Source organism: Arthrobacter sp. alpha11c (genome assembly GCF_054149985.1).
This window is the reverse complement of the sequence record NZ_CP196747.1, coordinates 1,972,313-1,993,206: the sequence shown is the minus strand read 5'-3', so window position 1 is coordinate 1,993,206 and position 20,894 is coordinate 1,972,313. Positions and strand designations below refer to the sequence as shown.

Sequence of the window (20,894 nt, the reverse complement as noted above, 5' to 3'; positions counted from 1 at the left end):
GGAAATTGCACCTCATGGAAAAGGATTTGAAGGTCGGCATCGTGGGTTTCGGCCTGCGCTCCGGGTTGTGGAGACACGCCCATAAGCCGGGCAAGGGCTCTGAAGTCACCCTCGTCTGTGACGTGAGCGAGAGGGGACGGGCGGACGCCGCGGCGAGCATCCCCTCGGCCCGCATCACCAGCGACCTCGAAGAGGTGCTCGCCAGCGACCTTGACGCCGTCCTGGTCTTAACCCCCGATAACCAGCATGCCGCCGTCGCGGTCCGTACGCTCAAGGCTGGCCTTGCGACCTTCTGTGAGAAGCCGCTGGACATCACAGTGGAGGCAGCGGACCTGATCCTGACGACGGCGTACGAGACCGGAACGCGCTTGTACGTTGGCCACAACATGCGGCACATGCCCGTTGTAGTACAGATGCGCCACATCATTCAGGAGGGCAGGATCGGTGAGGTCAAGGCCATCTGGTGCCGGCACTTTGTTGGCGATGGTGGGGACTACTACTTCAAGGACTGGCATGCCCAGCGCGCCAATGTCACCTCGTTGCTCCTCCAAAAAGGTGCGCACGATATCGATGTGATCCACTGGCTTGCCGGCGGGTACACCAAGCGGGTTGCCGCCGTCGGCGATCTTGCGGTTTATGGCAACGTCACCAACCGCAGTGACAACTCCGGCAAGCGCATGGGCGAATGGTTCTCGAGGGACAACTGGCCCCCCACGGAGCAGAAAGACCTGGCTGAGGTAATCGACGTCGAGGACATTTCCATGATGAACATGGTCCTGGACAACGGCGTGCTGGCCTCCTACCAGCAGTGCCACTTCACACCTGATTACTGGCGCAACTACACCATCATCGGCACCAAGGGCAGAATCGAGAACTTCGGCGACAGCCCCGGGCAGACCATCAACGTCTGGACCAACCGGACTTCCGGCTACGCGGCACCAGACGAGGTGATCACTATTGAGGACGGCGAAGGTGGCCACGGCGGTGCGGACCCTCGCCTGATTGAGGAGTTCCTGCGCTTTGCCTCCGAGGGCGGCCAGACCCAGACAAGCCCGATTGCAGCGCGACAGGCGGTAGTGGCCGGCATCCTCGCGGCAGAATCGTTACGCGGTGACGGCTCGGCTCGGGAGGTACCGGAGCTCCCGGTCGAACTAGTGGAGTACTTCGACGCCGGCCAACCCGCCTTGACACGCAACACACCCAACTAGCGGGGGCTGGATAGCTCGATAAGCTCGGTCATGACGGTTTGAAGTGACTCGCAAACCGTCATGACCGATTTCCGTTTCAGCGTTTCCGGCCGGGCGAGGATGTCGATCTTGCGCACCGAGTTCACGCCGGAAAGGGGCCGCAGCACAACACCCGCATCCAGGACGCGCCGCGCCGTGAACCTTGGCAGGAGTCCGATCGCGCCGCCCGCCGCGACAAGCGCGGCAACAGTTGAGTAGTCGTTGATGCGGTGCAGCACTTCGGCGGGCCGTCCACTCACGGCAACGACGGCGGCGAGCACGTCCGCGGGGGAGTAGCCGTCGCGGCTCGTCACCCAGGTTTCACCCACGACGTCGGACGGCTTCAGTTCGCGCCGGGATGCCAGCGGGTGGTCCGCGGGTAGGGCGACGTCCAGGGGTTCGTCCGCCAGTGGGATCACGGCCACTTTGTCCTCGGGCCACGCAGGGCTGTTGTCCATCCTGTGTGCAAGGACGAGGTCGTAGCGGGCAACCAAGCCCGGAAAATCTTCCTGGGCAACGTCCTCATCAGACAGCCGCAGACGAGGCGACTTCCCGCCGTCGGACGCCAACAGCGCTGCCAACGGCGCGAACAGCGCCTGCCCCGCACTGTGGAAGGCGCTGACGCTCACAGGCGCATCCGGAGCGTCGTGATAGGCGCCGATCGCTGCCCGCGCATCCGCCATGGCGTTCACGACGGCGGCACCGGCCTCGGCGAGGACCTTTCCGGCGTCCGTCAGCACCAGGGCGCGGCCTTCCTTGCGTGTCAGTGGAACGTCCACCGATTTCTGCAGGAGCGCGAGCTGTTGCGAAACCGCCGATGGGGTGACCATAAGAGTCTCGGCCACAGCTTTAACACTGCCCAGGTCCCCGAGTTCACGGAGCATCTGCAACTGGTGAATTTCCATTAGCAAATCCTAAATCGTTGATTGAGAAGAATCTAGTTGTGCTAAATCGTTAGCGGCGCTCTAATGGAGTCAGCAGCAGCGAAGCAGCCCCAGCAGTGAGGAATCCCATGAAGGCTCTCTACAAATCCGGACCACACGCAGGGTTCGAACTCGTTGACCGTCCCGAGCCCGAAGCGGGACCCGGCGACGTCAAGATCCGTGTCATGACCACGGGCATCTGCGGTACCGACCTCCACATCCAGAGCTGGGATGCCTGGGCCCAAAGCATCATCGAAACGCCGCTCATTGCGGGTCACGAGTTCTACGGTGAAGTAGTGGAAATCGGCGAGGATGTCCGTGACGTCAAAGTAGGAGACCGGGTCTCCGGCGAAGGCCACGTGGTCTGCGGGATCTGCCGCAACTGCCGTGCAGGACGCCGCCAGATGTGCATTCACACCGTCTCCGTTGGAGTGCAGCGCGATGGCGCGTTTGCCGAATATGTGGTCATTCCGGAGACCAACGTCTGGGTCCACCACGACGAATCCGTCACGCCGGAACTCGGTGCCATCTTCGATCCCTTCGGCAACGCCGTCCACACGGCCCTGAGCTTCCCCTTGGTGGGCGAGGACGTCCTCATCACTGGCGCAGGACCCATCGGTCTGATGGCCATTGCCGTCGCCCGCCATGCTGGCGCCCGCAAGATCGCCATCACTGACGTATCCGCTCCGCGACTGGAGTTGGCCCGTCAAATGGGCGTTGACCTCGCCGTCGACGTTTCCAAAATGCGCGTCCGCGACGCACAGCGGGAGCTGGGTATGCGCGAAGGTTTCGACATCGGCCTGGAAATGTCCGGACACCCCACGGCACTGCCTGAGATGATCGACAACATGAACCACGGCGGGCGGATCGCCATGCTCGGTCTTCCCAGCCAGTCCATCGACATCGACTGGGGCAAGGTGGTCACCCACATGCTCACGCTTAAGGGCATCTATGGCCGCGAAATGTTCGAGACCTGGTACGCGATGAGCGCCATGCTTTCTTCCAACCCTGTGCTGCACCGGAACATCTCAGCTGTGGTTACCGACAAGCTGTCGGCGGCCGACTGGGAGAAGGGCTTCGACATCGCCCGCGCCGGAACCGGCGGCAAAGTGGTCCTCGACTGGACCGAACTGTAACCCTGCTTCCGCCACCGAACCTTTCCCGACGTATTCAGGAGCACACCATGTACTCAGCCATCAAAGACCAACTCCAAGGCGAACTCGACGAAATCCGCAGCGCCGGCCTCTTCAAAACCGAGCGCCATATCGACTCCCCGCAGGCCAGCCACATCGCCGCCGGCCAACTCGGCCAGCCAGCCAATACTGTGCTGAACTTCTGCGCCAACAACTACCTTGGCCTTGCCGACCACCCGGACATCATTTCCGCAGCCAAGGCCGCGATGGACGAGCGCGGCTTTGGCATGGCCTCTGTGCGCTTCATTTGCGGCACCCAGGATCTTCACCTGGAGCTCGAGGCCCGCGTCTCGGCCTTTTTGGGCACCGAAGACACGATTCTGTTCTCCAGCTGCTTCGACGCCAACGGCGGCGTGTTCGAGTCCCTCTTCGGCCCGGAAGACGCCATCATCTCGGACTCCCTCAACCACGCATCCATCATCGACGGCATCCGCCTGAGCAAGGCCAAGCGCTTCCGCTACGCCAACCAGGACATGGCTGACCTTGAGGCCAAGCTCGTTGAGGCCGAGGGCTCCCGCCGCAAGATCATCGTCACCGATGGCGTGTTCTCCATGGATGGCTACCTCGCCCCGCTTGAAGCCATCTGCGACCTCGCCGAGAAGCACGATGCCCTGGTGATGGTGGACGACTCACACGCCGTCGGCTTCATGGGACCCACGGGTGCCGGTACTCCCGAGCACGCCGGTGTTTCCCGCCGCGTGGACATTTACACCGGCACGTTCGGCAAGGCCCTGGGTGGGGCATCCGGCGGGTACGTTTCAGGCCGCGGCGAAATCGTGGCGATGCTGCGCCAGAAGGCCCGCCCGTACTTGTTCTCCAACTCACTGGCGCCTGCCATCGTGGCCGCTACCATCAAGGCAATCGAACTCGTCCAGGAATCCGGGGAGCTCCGGACCCGCCTGTTCGAAAACGCAGCACTGTTCCGCCGCCGCATGAGCGAGGAAGGCTTCGAGCTCCTCGACGGCGAACACGCCATCATTCCCGTGATGTTCGGTGACGCCGTAATAGCCGCAAAGGTTGCTGACGAGATGCTCGGTCACGGTGTCTTCGTTACCGCCTTCAGCTACCCCGTGGTGCCAAAGGGGGCGGCCCGCATCCGCGTCCAGCTTTCGGCCGCACACAGCAGCGACGACGTCGAAGCTTGCGTTCAGGCGTTTGTGAAGAGTCGCGCAGCGGTCGCCTAACCGTTCCCGACGTTCTCTCACATCCTGCGGCTTTACGCCCGATCTTCTCGCACGTCCTACAGCTTTAGGCCCGATGTTCTCTCCCTTTCTTGGCGCAAGGGAGAGAACATCGGGGCGTTGGGGGTTGGACGTGAAGGAGCATCGGGCCGTTGGGGGGTGGATGTGGGAGAGGATCGATCTGTGCACCCCTCATGCCTTCTGACAGGATGGAGCCATGGCTTCGAATTATGACGTGGTAATCATTGGCGGCGGCATTGCGGGGCTCTCTCTGGCTTCTGCGCTCGCAGGCAAGTGCACCGTTGCACTGGTGGAGGCGGAGCAATCGTTGGCCTTCCACACTTCCTCGCGCTCAGCCCGCCAGCTGATTCCGAGTTACGGGCCGCCCATAGTGCAGGAACTCACCGTCCGGACCTTGGAGATGATGAGGGCGCGCGACGCCGAACTTCCTGAGCCGGTCCTTACCCCACGTGGCTTCATGCTGGTGGGCGATGAGGAAACAGTCCGGGCAGAGGCCAGCGGCAACATGCACACAATCACTCACGCAGAAGCCATGGAGCTGTGCCCGGTCCTGAATCCGGACTCGTTCACGGCGGCGGGGTTGGACAATGGCTCATATGGTTGCAATGCACCGGCCTTGTTGGAGGATCACCGGACGAGGGCCGAGGCCGCCGGAGCCGACATCATCACCGGTGCGCGTGTTCACTCGGCCCAGCGGCTCGGAAGCGGCTGGCAGGTGGGTGCCGGAACGGAAGGTTTCCAGTCCGCCGTCGTGGTTAATGCCGCGGGTGCGTGGGCGGACGAGTTGGCCGTCATCAGCGGCGTGGAGAAGCTGGGACTGCAGCCGTATCGGCGAACTGCGGCGATTGTGAACGTCGAGCAATCGTTGACGCGGCAAACGCCAATGGTGGCTGCAGCCGATCACTCGTTCTACTTCCGCGCCGAGGGCAACCAAGTGCTCATCTCTCCGTCGGAAACCGTGCCCAGCGGGGCCGAGGACGCCAAACCGTATGCCGGCGATGTGGACAAACTCATCACCAGGCTCAACTCAGTGACAACCTTGGGCATCCGTTCAGTGGACCGGGCATGGACGGGGTTGCGGACAGAAGCTGCGGACGGAATCCCGGTGGTTGGTTTCGACGCCGAAGCGAAGGGCTTCTTCTGGCTGGCCGGGCAGGGCGGCTACGGATTCCAGACGTCCTCGGCCATCGCCGGACTTGCCGCAGACCTCATCCTGGGAAATGTAGAGGCGGACAGTCCGGAATCCCGGACAGCTGAGCAGCTTGCGGCCGTTCGCTGGTCCATCCGGCGCTGAACAATAGGGACATGAGCGGAATCAGCAGTCCAGGACAAAACAGCACTCTCATCACCAACATCGGCGAGCTGATGACCCAGGACCTGGAGCATCGTGTCCTCAAGGACGCCGCGATCGTGTTCGAAGGCGAGCGCATTGCCTGGATAGGGTCCAGCAAAGACGCTCCCGCGGCGGAGGAAAAGATCGACGCCGAAGGCCGCGCCGTCCTGCCTGGCTGGGTCGACTCGCACTCCCACCTCGTTTTCGCCGGTGACCGCACAGCGGAGTTTGAGGCCCGGATGGCCGGGCAGAGCTACAGTGCCGGCGGCATTGCCGTCACCACGGGGGCCACCCGAAGCGTGAGTGACGATGAACTGACGCGCCTCGTGAGGGATCGTGTCACTGAAGCCGTTTCGCAGGGAACTACTTACCTTGAGAGCAAGACCGGCTACGGCTTGGACGTCGAGAACGAAGCCCGGAGTGCGCGCATCGCCGCGGCCCTGGTGGATGAGGTCACCTATCTCGGTGCGCACCTGGTGCCTGCCGGGTCCGATCCGGAGCAGTACACGGACCTCGTCTGCGGTGAAATGCTCGACGCCGTTCTGCCGCACGTGCGCTGGGCGGACGTGTTCTGCGAGCGAGGTGCCTTCACGGAAGAGCAGTCGCGCCGGGTCCTGACGGCTGCCCGGGACGCGGGGTTGGGGCTGCGCGTGCATGGCAACCAGCTGGGCGAGGGGCCAGGTGTTGCGTTGGCCGTGGAGTTCGGGGCCGCCAGCGTGGACCACGTGAACTATCTTTCGGATAGGGACATTGAGGCGCTCGCTGGAACCTGGAAGGGCTGGGATCCGGCTACGGGAAGTGGCGCCCGTGGAACCGTCGCAACCTGCCTGCCTGCCTGTGACTTGTCGACGCGACAGCCGCTCGCGCCAGGCCGGGAGCTGATCGATGCCGGCGTCCAGATCGCCCTGGCCGCCAACTGCAACCCCGGGACGTCGTACACGAGTTCCATCGCTTTCTGTGTGACCACGGCGGTCCTGCAGATGCACCTCAGTGTCCACGAGGCTGTTCGGGCGGCGACGTACGGCGGCGCCCTGGCGTTGGGCCGGGAGTCCGGGAACGACGTCGACGGCGAACGGGCGGTGGGTTCGCTCGCCGTCGGTCATCGTGCGGACCTTCACATGCTGAAGGCGCCGTCGGCCACGCACTTGGCGTACCGGCCGGGGATCCCGCTGACGCATTCGGTGTGGCGGGCGGGCGTTCGCGCCGTGTAAGGATCAAGTTGGAAAGAAGCAAAGGCGGCGTTCCGGTTGGGACGGCGCCCTTTCTTACCTTGTTCTTGCCTTGGGATCAGGCAGACCCCTGGCACAGCTGACAGACTGTGGACATGGCAAGGGGAATTCTTCGCATACGCTCAGGAGGGCTGGGCCGGACCAGGACCACGGCAGGTTTTGTCCTGGCGGTCTTCATCCCTGTTCTGACCACGGCGGTGATGTCGTTTGCCCCGGATCTGAACTTTGCCACCCATGTCTTGGTGCATTTGACCGGGGTGATGGCGGTGGCGTTCATCGGTGGTCTCTGGCCTGCCGTGCTGGCCGCGATTCTGGACTCGTTGCTGCTGAATTACTTCGAGACCGAACCCGTGGGGACTCTCAGAATCAATGACCCGCAGATTCTGTTTGCTTTGCTCGTGTTCCTGGGTGCCGGGATTGCTGTGTCCTTGGTGGTAGGGCTCTCGGCCAAGCGGGCCCAGGAGGCTATGCATGCCCGTGCCGAGGCGGCGACACTCTTGGACTTGGCCAGGGACGCCCTGATCGAGGACGACACCATTGCGGCATTTCTGGATAAGGTCCGTGAGACCTTCCAGGTCCGCTCGGTGGGATTGTTTACCAGAACCTCCGGCGCCAGGGGCGGCTGGAACCTCCAAGCGCACTCAGGAGAAGCGGCCCCACAGCCTCCGAGCTCGGCTGAATCAGGCGCCGATGCGTGTGAATTGGCAGATCCCGAGACGGCTCTTGTGGTCTCTGGCAGGACCCTTACCGCCGGGGAGCGGCGGCTCCTGACAGCCCATGCGACGCACCTGCTTTTACTCCGGCAACGTTCTGCACTCCAGCTTAGGCTGCAGAAGACCACGAAACTCGCTGAGGGCAACAGCATCCGGACGTCCATTCTGAACGCTGTCAGCCATGACCTTCGGACACCATTGGCCGGAATCAAGCTTGCTGTAACCGCCTTGCAGCGCCAGAAGCGACGGCTGCCAGAAGAGATACAGGACGAGATGCTCCATACCATCGACTCCTACGCGGACCGCCTTGACTCTTTGGTGGGCAATCTATTGGACATGTCCAGGATCTCCAGCGGATCCACCGCCCCGCTCACATCCTCGGTGACGTGGCGTGATGCCATAGAAGACGCGCTACGGGGACTGCCGGCAGGAGCCATCCGCATCGAACTGGCTCCAAACATGCCAGCCATTGATGCCGACCTGGGCATGCTGGAACGCGTCATTGCCAATATCGTCGAGAACGCCCTGAAATACGCGGCGGGCTCGGATATCGTCATCGTGGGACCTGCCAATGGATCAGGGGCGGCCACGATTGAAGGACGACCCTGCGGAGAACTGCGAATCGTGGACCACGGGCAGGGTGTGGCCACCGCGGACGTGATCGCCATGTTTGAGCCCTTCCAGCGGCTGGACGACGCGCCGGCTGGCTTGGGCATAGGACTGGGACTGGCTGTTGCGAAAGGCTTTACCGAAGCGATGGGCGGCCAGCTGAAGGCTGAACCGACACCGGGAGGGGGACTGACGCTCATCATCCGGCTCCCTCTTTCCACCGGGGACGGGAACGCGCATCACGCACCCGGCAACGCGGAACGAGGTGAGCCATGAGGACGATACTCGTCGTGGACGACGAACCCCAACTGCTGCGCGCTTTGCAGGTAAATCTGCGCGCTGAGGGATACCAGGTGCTCACCGCTTTGGACGGCACCACTGCGCTGCAGCAGGCCGGAGGCAACCATCCGGACCTTATCGTTTTGGATCTTGGACTGCCGGACATTAACGGCGTGGACGTCATTACCAGGATCCGCCGTTCCAGCAGCACGCCGATCATCGTCCTTTCCGCCAGGCACGGCTCCGTGGACAAAGTCCGTGCCCTCGACGCCGGTGCGGATGACTACGTCACTAAACCTTTTGGCCTGGATGAACTACTGGCACGGTTGAGGGTCGCCGAACGCCGTCTCAGCACGTACGACGGCGGCGAACAAGTCGTGATTGTCGACGTCGGGGACTTCGAAGTGGACCTCGAAAAGAAGAAAGTGACACGCGACGGCGCACCAGTGCGGCTCACGCCGCGGGAATGGGCCATCCTGCAGCTGCTGGTCTGCAACCCGGGCCGGCTCATCACCCAGCAGCAGATGCTGGCCAGGATCTGGGGCCCGGGTTACGACGGAGAAACGCATTACCTCCGCGTCTACATGGGACAACTGCGCCGCAAACTTGAAGCCGACCCTGCCCGGCCCAGGCATCTGCTCACCGAAGCCGGGATGGGTTATCGCTTCGAGCCGTAACCGGCAGCGATGCGGACGTCTTCACGAGACAACCTGAGCGTTCCGGAGGGGTGTAAATGATTCGTAAATAGAAACGCCTTTCCCGGTTCGATGCTTTCCGCCGGTGTTAGCTTCGGCTGTGACCGCGGCGCATTGTGCCGCGCGGAAAGGAAATAATGACCACGTTGAGCAGGCCGCCGGCCGACCCATCGGCTCCCAAGCCAGCCGGAAAAGCCGCACTGAAGAACTGGCTGCTGTTCGGGCTCCAGGACAGCAAAGGCACCCACCAGGGTCCCGGCGGAATGACTGCGGCCAACGAGAGGAAGCATCCGTGGTGGCAGGTCATGTGCCTCACCGGCGTCGATTACTTCTCCACCTTGGGTTACCAGCCGGCAATCGCTGCACTGGCCGCCGGTGTGATCTCACCATTGGCGACCTTGGTGCTCATTGCCGTCACCTTGTTGGGCGCCCTGCCGGTCTACCGCCGCGTGGCCCGGGAAAGCCATCGCGGCGAAGGCTCCATCGCGATGCTTGAACGGCTCCTGCCACGCTGGGGCGGCAAGCTCTTCGTCCTCATCCTGCTCGGATTCGCCGCGACCGACTTCATGATCACCATGACCCTCTCCGCCGCTGACGCAAGTGCACACCTGATCCAGAACCCTGTCGCCCCCGGTTGGTTGCAGGGCCAGAACATCCTCGTTACGCTCTTCCTTCTCGCGCTGCTGGCTGCCGTCTTCCTCCGCGGCTTCAAGGAAGCCATCGGAGTCGCGGTTGTCCTCGTCGTCCTTTACCTGGGCCTCAATGCCATAGTCGTGGCCGTGACCCTCAGCCAGGTGTTCATGCACCCTGTCGCCATGGGCGGCTGGTGGAACGCGCTCTGGACCTCGCACGGGGACCCGATCATGGTCGTGGGAATCGCCCTGCTCGTCTTTCCCAAGCTTGCCCTCGGACTGTCAGGCTTCGAAACAGGTGTCGCCGTCATGCCCCAGGTCCGGGGAGACGAGGCCGATACCGAGGAAAACCCGGCGGGGCGCATCCGCGGAACCCGCAGAATGCTGACCACGGCCGCTGTCATCATGAGCGGATTCCTCATGACCACCAGTTTCATCACTGTCGTGTTGATCCCGGAACAGGAATTCCAACCCGGCGGGCAAGCCAACGGCCGCGCCCTGGCGTTCCTAGCCCACGAGTACCTTGGCGTCGGGTTCGGCAGCATCTATGACATCAGTACCATCGCCATCCTGTGGTTCGCCGGAGCGTCCGCCATGGCAGGACTGCTGAACCTCGTCCCGCGATACCTGCCCCGCTACGGGATGGCCCCCGGCTGGGCCAAGGCCGTCCGCCCACTGGTTCTCGTCTTCACTCTCGTCGGCTTCCTCATCACCTTCCTCTTTGAAGCCGACGTCGACGCCCAGGGCGGCGCGTACGCTACCGGCGTTCTGGTGCTGATGACCTCCGCAGCCGTTGCCGTCACGCTCTCTGCGCGCCGACGCAGGCAGCGTAAACGCACCATCGGCTTCGGCATCATCTCCCTGGTCTTCATCTACACCACCATCGCCAATATCTTCGAACGCCCCGAAGGCATCAGGATCGCGGCAATCTTCATCCTGGGGATCATCGTGATTTCCCTGCTCTCCCGCATCCGACGTTCCTTCGAACTCCACGCCACCCGTGTCCACTTGGACCGTCAGGCCCTGGAATTCATGTCCGACACCCTCGAAGGACCCATCGCGATCATTGCCCACGAACCGCTCCGGCTCACCGCCGAAGCGTACCGGGACAAGCTCACCTCAGCGATCGAGGTCAGCCATCTGCCTCTGGAGCAACAAGCCATCTTCCTGGAAGTGATCGTCGACGATTCCTCGGACTTCGAAACGGAGCTACAAGTACACGGCGTGACGCGGCACGGGTACCGGATCCTGGAGGTCCACGGCCCGGTCGTACCGAACACCATCGCGTCCGTCCTGCTCCACATCCGGGACGTTACCGGGCTCATGCCACACATCTACTTCCGGTGGACCGAAGGGAATCCTTTCACCAACCTCCTGCGCTTCCTGTTCCTGGGCGAGGGCGAAATCGCTCCCGTCACAAGGGAAGTGCTGCGGGAAGCAGTTCCCGATGTCACCCAACGCCCCTGGGTTCACGTCGGCTGACCAAGGAGGTGCTCGCGGATGGGCCCGCATCAGGACCATACAGACGGCGGACTGAGGTTCGCTGCGCCTCCGGACTCAGTGGAGGGTTACGGAGGCCGCGGAGTAGACGGCGCAGCGTATCGGCCTCCGGCGGGCTACCTTTTCAGGGACGAAGCCGGAGATACCTGGTGGATTATTTTCCAGGTATCTCCTGACCCGGGTTCTCACGGACCCAAGGTTCGTGGAGATGTCCTGGGCTGCAGCGAAGCCTACGACGAGCTTGTTCACGTCCGAGTGCTGGCCGCCGACGTGCTCCGTGCAGATGCTGATTCTGCCTTCCGTCAGCAAGCACCCTCCAGCTACGAAGAGGCGGCGAGGGTTGCCGCAAGCATCCCCGGGGGCGTAAAGGAACCGTAAAGGATTTCCGGTTTTCCTGTTTCCGTTTTTTCTCCGGTGCTACGCTCCCGGAGATCACGTCGGCAAACAGAGAGATGAGGCAGTGACAACATCGGCCCGGAAGGACATTCCGGACAGCATCCCAACACCTGAACGCAAACGGCAATCCGGAAATCCGCTGGTGCGATGGTTGTTGGAACACCGCGTCCACCAGCCCGTCGGTCCGGAATCCGTTGAGGATCATGCCACGCAACAAAGCTGGTGGAAGGTCATGTGCCTGACGGGCGTCGATTACTTCTCAACGTTGTCATACCTTCCCGGCATAGCAGCCTTGGCAGCGGGTGCGCTTTCCCCGCTGGCAACACTGTTAATCGTCGCTCTGACCTTGCTGGGCATGCTGCCGATGTACCGAAGGGTGGCAAAGGAAAGCCCCCACGGCCAGGGATCCGTGGCCATGCTGGAGAACCTGCTGCCTTTCTGGCGCGGCAAAATTTTCGTACTCGTTCTGCTCGGCTTTGTTGCGACATCGTGGATCATCACCATCACCCTGTCCGCGGCCGACGCAACAGTACACCTTCTGGAGAACCCGTTCCTCCCGCCTTTCCTTGAAGGCCAAGCAGTCACAGTGACCGTCGTTCTCCTGCTGATCCTGGGCGGAGTGTTCCTGATGGGCTTCAGCGAGGCCGTCGCCGTGGCGATTCCGCTCGTGGCCGTGTTTTTGGGACTGAACGCCATCATCATCGGCGTTGGGATTGTGGACATCGCAGCCTCCCCGGCGCTCTTGTCCTCCTGGTCCGAAGCACTGACTGCCGCGTCCGGAGGTGGCCTGGGTGGACTGATCCTGCCTGCCTTGATTGCCTTCCCCCTTCTCGTCCTGGGCCTTTCAGGATTCGAGACCGGCGTCAGCATGATGCCCCTGGTCTCAGCAAAGGGTAAGACTCCCGAGGAACGGCTCGGCGCCCGTATCAGGAACACCCGCAAACTCCTCACGACCGCTGCCGTCGTCATGAGCGTCTATCTGATTGGCAGCAGTTTCGTCACGACCGTCCTGATACCGGCAGAAGCATTCCGGGAAGGCGGGGCGGCCAATGGCCGTGCCCTGGCCTACCTGGCACACCAAAGGCTCGGTGAAGGATTCGGATCTGTATACGACATCAGCAGTATCCTCATCCTCTGGTTCGCCGGGGCATCGGCCATGGCGGGGCTGGTCAACATCGTCCCGCGCTATCTTCCGTCCTATGGCATGGCACCGGACTGGACCCGGGCGGTGCGCCCCGTCGTCCTCGTCTACACGGCCATCAGCATCCTGATCACTGTTGGCTTCAAAGCAGATGTGAACGCCCAGGCAGGAGCCTACGCCACGGGGATCCTCGCCATGATGGTCTCTGGATCGGCTGCCGTGACCATCTCGGCCCTCCGACGAAAACAAGGCCAGGCAGCCACCGGTTTCACAATCCTGACTCTCATTCTGCTTTACGCCCTGATAGCGAACGTCATTGAGAAACCTGACGGACTCACCATCTCCGGTTTCTTCATCCTGGGCATCATTGTTGTGTCCCTCGTTTCCCGGGTCAGCCGGACCACCGAGTTGCGCGTGGATCGAATCGAATTCGACGACAACGCGCGTCGCTTCATCGCAGATTCGCTCGACTATGACGGGCGGCTCAACCTCATTGCCAACCGTCCCCAAGCACGGGATGCTGCCGAATACGCGGCCAAGGAAACTGACCAGCGCGAATTGAACCCGGTCCCTGGCTCCGCCGACGTCATCTTCCTCGAAATCGATGTTAGCGACCCCTCCAGCTTCAGCGACACCCTCACTGTTACTGGCGTCGAAGTTGCAGGTCACCGCATCCTGCGGGCCCAAAGCCCCGCCGCACCGAACGCGATCGCAGCGATCCTCCTGGCTCTGCGCAACGCCACAGGCGTCCGTCCCCACGCTTACTTCGAATGGTCTGAGGGCAACCCGTTGGCACACCTGATGCGATACCTGCTGCTGGGCCGGGGGGACACCGCACCCGTGGTGCGGGAAATCATCCGCGAAAACGAACCCGATCCCGACCTTCGCCCAGGCATCCATGTCGGTTAACCCAAAGCCATCGGCTAATCCGAAGCCCCGGGTCCGGACTCCCGGACCACCCCAAGCCGGGAACGGCAACGCACGCATGCAGTGGAAGCACCGAGACCCGCAGACGCGACGTGAGAACGTCCTTAGGCGCGCCCTCTCACATCCAGTCCGATCCGTACCTCTCGCTTTCCTGGCGGTCATCCTCCTCGGCGCAGCCCTGCTGATGCTGCCAGTCTCCCGCAATGGCACTGATCCAGCCACCCTCATGACGGCACTGTTCACCGCCGTGTCAGCGACGTGTGTCACGGGCCTGATTACCGTTGATACGGCCACCTATTGGACACCTTTCGGGCATGTCGTGATTCTGGCGCTCATCCAGGTTGGCGGGTTCGGCATCATGACCCTCGCGACCCTGCTGGCCCTGCTCGTCCGCAAAAGCATCGGCCTCCGCGGGCAGCTTGTTGTGCAGTCAGAAACGCACACCCTCAACCTCGGGGATGTTCGCTCCGTGCTGTTCCGGGTCGCCAGAATCATGGTCGTTTTTGAAGCGGTAACAGCAGCAATCCTGGCTGTCAGGTTCTGGCTCGTGTACGACTCCAACCCGGCCGTCGCACTGTGGCACGGCGTCTTCCACGCAGTATCTGCCTTCAACAACGCAGGGTTTGCGCTCTACAGCGACAACCTCATCAGTTTCCGCGAAGACCCATACATTCTGGTGCCCATCTGTTTGGCCATCATTTCCGGTGGCCTCGGATTCCCCGTACTCATCCATTTGCTCAACGGCGGGGGATTGAGGGTCCGGAACTGGACGGTACATTTGCGCCTCACAGTCTTCGGCACGGTCTTCCTGCTCGCAGCCGGCTTCGTGTTGTTCGCTGCGTTCGAATGGAACCGGGCCGAAACCCTGGGGCCGCTGTCCATCCCGGGAAAGATCGTCGGTTCCCTCGCTGGAAGCGTGTTCCCGCGCACCGCGGGATTCAACAGCATCGACTACGGGGTGGCCTCACCAGAGACGCTCATGGTCAGTGACATTCTGATGTTCATCGGAGGGGGAAGTGCGGGAACTGCCGGTGGAATCAAGATCACGACTTTCCTCCTCCTGGCATTCGCCATCTGGAATGAAGTCCGGGGCCGGGACGATGTGACCATAGCCCACCGGTCCATTAGCCCGGCCTCGGTACGGCAGGCCCTCTCGGTAGCACTGCTCGGCATCGGTGCAGTCATTACTGGAACCATGCTGCTGCTCATGTTCACCGACTACAGCCTCGAGAAGGTCCTGTTCGAATCCATCTCGGCGTTCGCCACCGTCGGCATGAGCACAGGAATCACGTACAACCTCCCTCCATCGGCTGAGTGGGTACTCATGGTTCTGATGTTTACAGGCCGCATCGGGACGGTCACGGTCGCTTCGGCATTGGCCCTGTCCTCCCGCCCCCGCCTGTTCAACCTGCCCGAAGAACGGCCCATCATCGGCTAACTGGAACAGGTTGAGCCTTCCCTGCTGCTCGTCACCGTTTCCACTGCCAGCACTTTGCCACCGTCCTGACTACTGGCCTGCCCAATTGCCGGATCCACTCCAGTAGATGATCCTTGTGAGATCGAAACTGATCGTTTAGTGTTTCTATAGATCATAAAACGTCATTGGCTGAGCAGGAGCGAAACACACGATGAGCGAGAACACACTGGGCGCCTTCATGGAAGAAGAGCTGGTATCACAGCCCGATGTCTGGCAGCGTGCCATTGACCAGGCCGATGCTGAGAACCTGCTTCCCGCCGACGGTCAGCGGATCGCCGTCATCGGTTGCGGCACCTCCTGGTTCATGGCCCAGAGCTATGCTGCCGCCCGTGAATCCGCAGGCAAAGGCGTGACGGATGCCTTTGCGGCGTCGGAGGCTTTCCTGAACAGCAACAGTGCTGATCGCCAGTACGACGCCGTTGTGGCCATTACGCGGTCCGGCACCACCACTGAGGTGCTGGAGATCCTGGCCGGGCTGAAGGGCATCGTCCCCACTGTTGCCATCATTGGCGATACGGCGTCTCCAATCGTTGATCTGGCCGACGCCGTGATCGGTCTCCCGTATGCAGATGAGCGATCCGTGGTGCAGACCCGCTTCGCGACCTCGGCACTGGTGTACTTGCTCACCAGCCTTGGGATTGACCTGAAGCAAGCTATCGAAGACGCAAGGGATGCAGTGACAGATCCCGTGGCACAGGAACTCCTGGATGCAGAGCAATTCACGTTCCTCGGTACCGGATGGACTGTTGGCCTGGCCCACGAGGCAGGACTTAAGATGCGCGAAGCCGTGCAGGGCTGGACCGAGTCCTACCCGGCCATGGAATACCGCCACGGTCCCATCTCCATCGCGGCGCCAGGACGCGTGACGTGGTTGTTTGGCGCACAGCCCGAGGGCCTTGACAAGGACATGGCAGCCACGGGTGCCCTCTACATCCACACGGACAAGCACCCGCTCGCTGAACTGGCCCGCGTCCACAAAGTGACCCTGGAACGTGCGCGCGTCCGCGGCCTCAACCCGGACCTGCCCCGGAACCTGACGCGCTCCGTCATTCTCGACCCCTCCGCCTAGGCACCCGTCATGGTTCTCGGGCACGCAGAATCAGCAGTCCTGGCATTCGACGTCGGCGGCACAGACGTAAAGGCTGGACTCGTGGATGCCTTTGGAAACGTCCTGGGTATGCGCCGGGTCCCCACGCCGCTGGATCCAGCACATCCCGGGGAAGCCGTGCTGGACAAGCTCGCAGGCCTCGCTGATGAACTCGCATCCGAGTTTCCGGACATCCCGGCCAAAGCAGCCGGCGTCATCGTCCCTGGCATCGTGGATTCCGCGGGAGGAATCGGGATCTACTCCGCGAATCTTGGGTGGCGTAATTTCCCGTTCACCGCCGAGGCAGAGAAGAGACTGGGGCTTCCCGTGGCCTTCGATCACGATGTCCGCTCCGCCGCTGCCGTGGAACACGCTTTTGGCGGATCCAAGGAGTTCAACGACGTCGTGGTCATGGTGGTGGGCACTGGAATCGCCGCCGCAGTCTTCTCCGGTGGTGTGGCCGTCACGGCCGGTGGTTTCGCCGGCGAGCTCGGCCACGCCCAGGTACCGGACCCCGACGCCGGAACTCAAGCAACAGGGGCCACCATCCTTGAGGCCGTGGGTTCGGCAGGCGCCATCGCCAAGCGATACAGCAAGAAGTCGGGCAACACCGTGGACGGTGCCCGCGACGTCCTCCTCCGGTCCCACCATGGAGATGCCGTGGCTGCCCGTGTGTGGGCGGACGCCGTGGACGCCCTCGCCTTCACCATCTGCCAATGCGTGAACATCATCGGCACTGAAGCGGTAGTGATCGGGGGAGGCCTGGCCGAAGCAGGCGAGGACCTCCTGGAACCGCTCCGGGCACGGGTCCACCAGATCCTGGACTTCCAACGACGCCCACGCCTCATCCAAGCCCAGCTGGGCCAGGACGCCGGGCTCCTTGGCGCAGCGTTGAACGCGCGTGCGCTCTTGGATGGTGCGCGATGACCGGCCCCGCCGCGGCCGGACGCGGCACCCGAAACGGCGCAATCCGCATTGTCACGGTGACCCCCAATCCAGCCATCGACATGACCTACACCGTCCACGGAATCACCGAAGGCGCCAGCCACAGGGTGCCCACACCCATCAGCCGCGCCGGTGGCAAAGGGCTCAACGTTGCCAGGGTGGTTCACCAAGTGGGCCATCCGGTGCTGGCCATTGCTCCCACCGGAGGAGCCGCGGGACAGACCCTGGCTGCTGAACTCTGGACCAGCGGCGTGCCCCACACGCTGGTGTCTGTCGCCGCCGAGACCCGCCGCAGCATCGCGCTCGTGGACACCCTCGCCGGCGAGACTTCCATCTTCAACGAGGAAGGCCAGGCACTCCTGCCGGACGATTGGCGCTCGCTGACAGCCGCCGTCGTTGAAGCCGTACGCGGCGATGACGGAGAAGCTCCGGCAGCTGTGCTGGTGGGTTCCGGCAGCCTGCCGCCGGACGCACCTGCCGATTTTTACCCGTCCCTGGTGAAGCTGGCGCACGACGCCGGCATCCCCGCCATCATCGATACCTCCGGACCGGGAATCATCACCGCAGCCCAGGCTGGCGCCGATGTCCTGAAACCCAATCACCACGAGCTCGCCGAAGCTACGGGGGAGTCGAGCGTGGAAGCCGCTGCGCTCTCGCTGATTGCCATGGGCGCGCGCACCGTCCTCGTCAGCGCCGGTGCGGACGGAATGCTCGCCTTCGACCACGCAGCACCCGGCGGGTACTGGAGTGCCAGCCTCCCCGGGCCGCTGAGCGGCAACCCCACAGGGGCGGGCGACGCCGGTGTAGCAGCTGCCGCCGTCGCCCTCGCCGAAGGCATCACCGAACCCCGCGAGATTCTCCGCCGGGCCACCGCCTGGTCCGCCGCGGCAGTGCTCATGCCCGCAGCAGGCGAGATCTCGCCGCGGTACCAGGAACTTGAAGAACAACTCATCGTGGCATGGAAGGAGACCCGGTGACCCTTGTCAGCACGCGGGAATTGATGGACAAGGCCGCGGGCAACGGCACCGGCCAAGGCGCATTCAACGTCATCCATGTGGAAACAGCCGAGGGGCTGGTGGCGGGTGCCGAGACTGCGGGAGTTCCACTGATCCTGCAGATTTCGGAGAACTGCGCCAAGTACCACGGTGGACTCGAACCGATCGCGGTGGCGACTTTGGCGATCGCCCGCGACGCATCAGTGCCCGTCGCGGTTCACCTGGACCATGCCGAATCCGAGGACCTCGCTCTCGCTGCCGTGGACCTGGGCTTTGGTTCCGTCATGTACGACGGCGCGCACCTGCCTTATGAGTGGAACGTCGCAGTCACGCAACGGGTGGCCCGCTACGCACACGAGCGAGGCGTTTACATGGAGGCTGAACTCGGCAAAGTGGGAGGCAAGGACGGTGCCCATGCACCCGGTGTCCGGACCGACCCCGCGGAGGCGGAGGCGTTTGTTGAAGCAACGGGTGTGGATGCGCTCGCGGTAGCCGTTGGCTCCTCCCACGCCATGACCGAACGCAGCGCCGCGCTGGACCTGCACCTGATCACGCGGCTGAAGTCTGCGGTCGGAAAACCGCTGGTCCTCCACGGCTCTTCAGGCGTCACAGATGAGATGCTCGTAGCTGCGATCGGCGCAGGTATGACTAAGATCAACGTATCCACACATTTGAACGGGTTCTTCACCCGCGCCGTCCGTGAGTACCTCGATGCCAACCCTGCAGTGGTGGATTCCCGGAAGTACATCAAGGCCGGCCGGGACGCACTGGTGCTGGAATCCGCACGTTTGCTCACGCTGTTCGCCAAAGCGAAATAGCCAGACCCCGCGAAAGGCTCGTCATGACCCGCACCGATCGGCTGACCGCCATCCTTGACCTCCTGGCCGAATCCGGCCATGTGGAAGTCGAGGACATCGTGACGCGGCTTGGCGTGTCACCGGCCACGGCACGCCGGGACTTGGACAGCCTTGCGAAACAACGGCTGCTCAGCCGTACCCGCGGTGGCGCCACCACCGGATCCGTATCCTACGACCTCCCGGGCCGGTACAACCGTGACGACCACGCCTTGGCCAAGCAGGAGATCGCCCAGGCCGCCTCGGCCCTGATCCGCCCCGGAGCGGTGATCGGCTTGAGTGGGGGAACCACCAACACGGCGCTGGCCCAGCTGTTGTCCACGCGTGAGGACCTCAACGCGCCGTCCAACAGGCCCACTCTCACGGTGGTGACCAACGCGATCAACATTGCATCGCAGCTCGCCGTTCGTCCGAACATCAAGATCATGGTGACCGGGGGAATCCTGAATCCGCGCTCCTACGAGCTCGTGGGGCCCTACACCGACGTCATCATGCAGAAGGTTGCCCTGGACATTGCGTTCATCGGGGTCAATGGTGTTGACCCGGACCTCGGCCCCACCATCACCGATGAAGGCGAAGCCATGGTGAACACCGTCATGGCGCGCCGGGCCACTGAGTCCTACGTCGTGGCTGACTCCTCCAAGGTGGGCCGCCGCTCCTTTGCTGCCATGGCCGGGTATGACTTCCGGCACCTCATCACGGACGCCGGGATCAGCGCTGAGGACAAGGCCGCGTTCGAAGCCAAGGGCACGGAAGTCATCGTCGCGCCCGGCAGCTAAGTGCCCCCCGCTAGAAACGCATTCTCAGGCTGCTAAAAGCGCATTCTCGGCGCGTGGAGCACTGAATCGTCAACATCCCTTGGCACCCACTGGCTGAACGGTTTGTCCAGACTGTATTGGCCGTCGTCGGTCCTTATCAGCGTGCGGAGTTCGGCGTTGTCCGGGTTGTTCAGCGATTCGAAATACTCAACAGTCCAGTGGAACCAGCGCATGCAGAACAGCCTCATGGTCAGTCCGTGGGTGACCATGAGGGTATTTGGGGCGTACGTCGGCTTTTCCCAATGGCGGTAAAGGGTCTCCATGAACGAGGACACGCGGTCGTAGACGTCCGAGCCTGACTCGCCCTCGCGGAACCTGTAGAAGAAGTGGCCATACAGGTTTCGCAGCTCCTTCTGGTCCTCGATCTCCCCGGCGATCTGGAAGTTGGCCCAGTCCTGCTCACGTAGCCTGGGTTCTTCGATCACCCGCTCGATCAGCGGGCCCAGGTCCAACGCCTCAAGAGTCTGGTAGGCCCGCAAATAGGGGGATACATAAACGCAGACCTGCTCGCCGTCGAGCTTCCGCCGGAGGGCCTCGCCTGTTATCCGGGCCTGTTCAATTCCGAGTTCGGTCAGCGGAATGCGGTAGTCCGGCACACGGTTGTAGATTGACGTGTCGGCATTCGCGGCGGACTGGCCGTGCCGGATCATGAAGATTCTCCCTGGGGCACTCATCCCACCAAGCATAGGGTCTGCCTGCGGGTGGAACCCGAACGTGCGC

At 62.8% G+C, this 20,894-nt stretch carries 18 protein-coding genes; 16 read left to right on the top strand and 2 right to left on the bottom strand.

What is annotated here, in order from left to right; translation table 11 throughout:
* The first annotated feature begins 14 nt into the window (after positions 1-14).
* Positions 15-1,208, top strand: a complete 1,194-nt coding sequence (locus tag ACTAQJ_RS09200; protein WP_498701765.1) for a Gfo/Idh/MocA family protein — start codon at positions 15-17, stop codon at positions 1,206-1,208.
* Here ACTAQJ_RS09200 and ACTAQJ_RS09195 read toward each other — a convergent pair.
* Positions 1,205-2,131 (bottom strand): LysR family transcriptional regulator, encoded by a 927-nt coding sequence (locus tag ACTAQJ_RS09195; RefSeq protein WP_431119289.1) that lies wholly within the window; start codon positions 2,129-2,131, stop codon positions 1,205-1,207. The genes ACTAQJ_RS09200 and ACTAQJ_RS09195 overlap by 4 nt on opposite strands.
* Positions 2,132-2,238: 107 nt before the next feature.
* On the opposite strand from ACTAQJ_RS09195, the gene tdh reads away from it, so the two are divergent.
* The 15 genes from tdh to ACTAQJ_RS09120 all read left to right on the top strand — a co-directional run bounded on the left by tdh (position 2,239) and on the right by ACTAQJ_RS09120 (position 20,135).
* Positions 2,239-3,285 carry an L-threonine 3-dehydrogenase gene (tdh, locus tag ACTAQJ_RS09190; protein ID WP_431119291.1) on the top strand — a complete coding sequence of 349 codons (1,047 nt, stop codon included), beginning with the start codon at positions 2,239-2,241 and terminating at the stop codon, positions 3,283-3,285.
* Between the two features lie 47 nt (positions 3,286-3,332).
* Positions 3,333-4,526: a glycine C-acetyltransferase gene (locus tag ACTAQJ_RS09185; protein WP_431119292.1), complete on the top strand. Its 1,194-nt coding sequence runs from the start codon at positions 3,333-3,335 to the stop codon at positions 4,524-4,526.
* 214 nt (positions 4,527-4,740) lie between these two features.
* On the top strand, positions 4,741-5,838 hold the full coding sequence (locus tag ACTAQJ_RS09180) for an NAD(P)/FAD-dependent oxidoreductase (protein ID WP_498701764.1): 1,098 nt from the start codon (positions 4,741-4,743) through the stop codon (positions 5,836-5,838).
* A gap of 11 nt (positions 5,839-5,849) precedes the next feature.
* A complete protein-coding gene (gene hutI / locus ACTAQJ_RS09175) occupies positions 5,850-7,088 on the top strand; it encodes an imidazolonepropionase (protein ID WP_498701763.1) in 1,239 nt (412 codons plus the stop codon).
* 113 nt (positions 7,089-7,201) lie between these two features.
* Complete coding sequence (locus tag ACTAQJ_RS09170) at positions 7,202-8,704, top strand: sensor histidine kinase (protein ID WP_498701762.1); 1,503 nt, start codon at positions 7,202-7,204, stop codon at positions 8,702-8,704.
* Entirely contained in the window at positions 8,701-9,384 is a 684-nt protein-coding gene (locus ACTAQJ_RS09165) for a response regulator (RefSeq protein ID WP_498701761.1), read from the top strand. The genes ACTAQJ_RS09170 and ACTAQJ_RS09165 overlap by 4 nt, the downstream gene beginning before the upstream one ends.
* A 155-nt stretch (positions 9,385-9,539) precedes the next feature.
* Complete coding sequence (locus ACTAQJ_RS09160) at positions 9,540-11,516, top strand: APC family permease (RefSeq protein ID WP_431119301.1); 1,977 nt, start codon at positions 9,540-9,542, stop codon at positions 11,514-11,516.
* An 18-nt stretch (positions 11,517-11,534) separates the two neighbouring features.
* The gene (locus ACTAQJ_RS09155) at positions 11,535-11,912 is read left to right on the top strand and encodes a hypothetical protein (protein WP_431119303.1); all 378 of its coding nucleotides are present in this window, start codon (positions 11,535-11,537) and stop codon (positions 11,910-11,912) included.
* An 82-nt stretch (positions 11,913-11,994) separates the two neighbouring features.
* A complete protein-coding gene (locus ACTAQJ_RS09150) occupies positions 11,995-13,980 on the top strand; it encodes an APC family permease (RefSeq protein WP_431119304.1) in 1,986 nt (661 codons plus the stop codon).
* A 76-nt stretch (positions 13,981-14,056) separates the two neighbouring features.
* A complete protein-coding gene (locus ACTAQJ_RS09145) occupies positions 14,057-15,436 on the top strand; it encodes a TrkH family potassium uptake protein (RefSeq protein ID WP_431119305.1) in 1,380 nt (459 codons plus the stop codon).
* Positions 15,437-15,626: 190 nt separating this feature from the next.
* Positions 15,627-16,544 carry an SIS domain-containing protein gene (locus ACTAQJ_RS09140; protein WP_498701760.1) on the top strand — a complete coding sequence of 306 codons (918 nt, stop codon included), beginning with the start codon at positions 15,627-15,629 and terminating at the stop codon, positions 16,542-16,544.
* Positions 16,545-16,553: 9 nt separating this feature from the next.
* Complete coding sequence (locus ACTAQJ_RS09135) at positions 16,554-17,489, top strand: ROK family protein (RefSeq protein ID WP_498701759.1); 936 nt, start codon at positions 16,554-16,556, stop codon at positions 17,487-17,489.
* The gene (locus ACTAQJ_RS09130) at positions 17,486-18,484 is read left to right on the top strand and encodes a 1-phosphofructokinase family hexose kinase (protein WP_498701758.1); all 999 of its coding nucleotides are present in this window, start codon (positions 17,486-17,488) and stop codon (positions 18,482-18,484) included. The genes ACTAQJ_RS09135 and ACTAQJ_RS09130 overlap by 4 nt, the downstream gene beginning before the upstream one ends.
* Positions 18,466-19,320, top strand: a complete 855-nt coding sequence (locus ACTAQJ_RS09125; RefSeq protein WP_498701757.1) for a class II fructose-bisphosphate aldolase — start codon at positions 18,466-18,468, stop codon at positions 19,318-19,320. The genes ACTAQJ_RS09130 and ACTAQJ_RS09125 overlap by 19 nt, the downstream gene beginning before the upstream one ends.
* 23 nt (positions 19,321-19,343) lie before the next feature.
* Positions 19,344-20,135 (top strand): DeoR/GlpR family DNA-binding transcription regulator, encoded by a 792-nt coding sequence (locus tag ACTAQJ_RS09120; protein ID WP_431119314.1) that lies wholly within the window; start codon positions 19,344-19,346, stop codon positions 20,133-20,135.
* A 32-nt stretch (positions 20,136-20,167) separates the two neighbouring features.
* Here ACTAQJ_RS09120 and ACTAQJ_RS09115 read toward each other — a convergent pair whose 3' ends face one another.
* Positions 20,168-20,824 carry a histidine phosphatase family protein gene (locus ACTAQJ_RS09115; protein ID WP_498701756.1) on the bottom strand — a complete coding sequence of 219 codons (657 nt, stop codon included), beginning with the start codon at positions 20,822-20,824 and terminating at the stop codon, positions 20,168-20,170.
* Between the last annotated feature and the right edge of the window lie 70 nt (positions 20,825-20,894).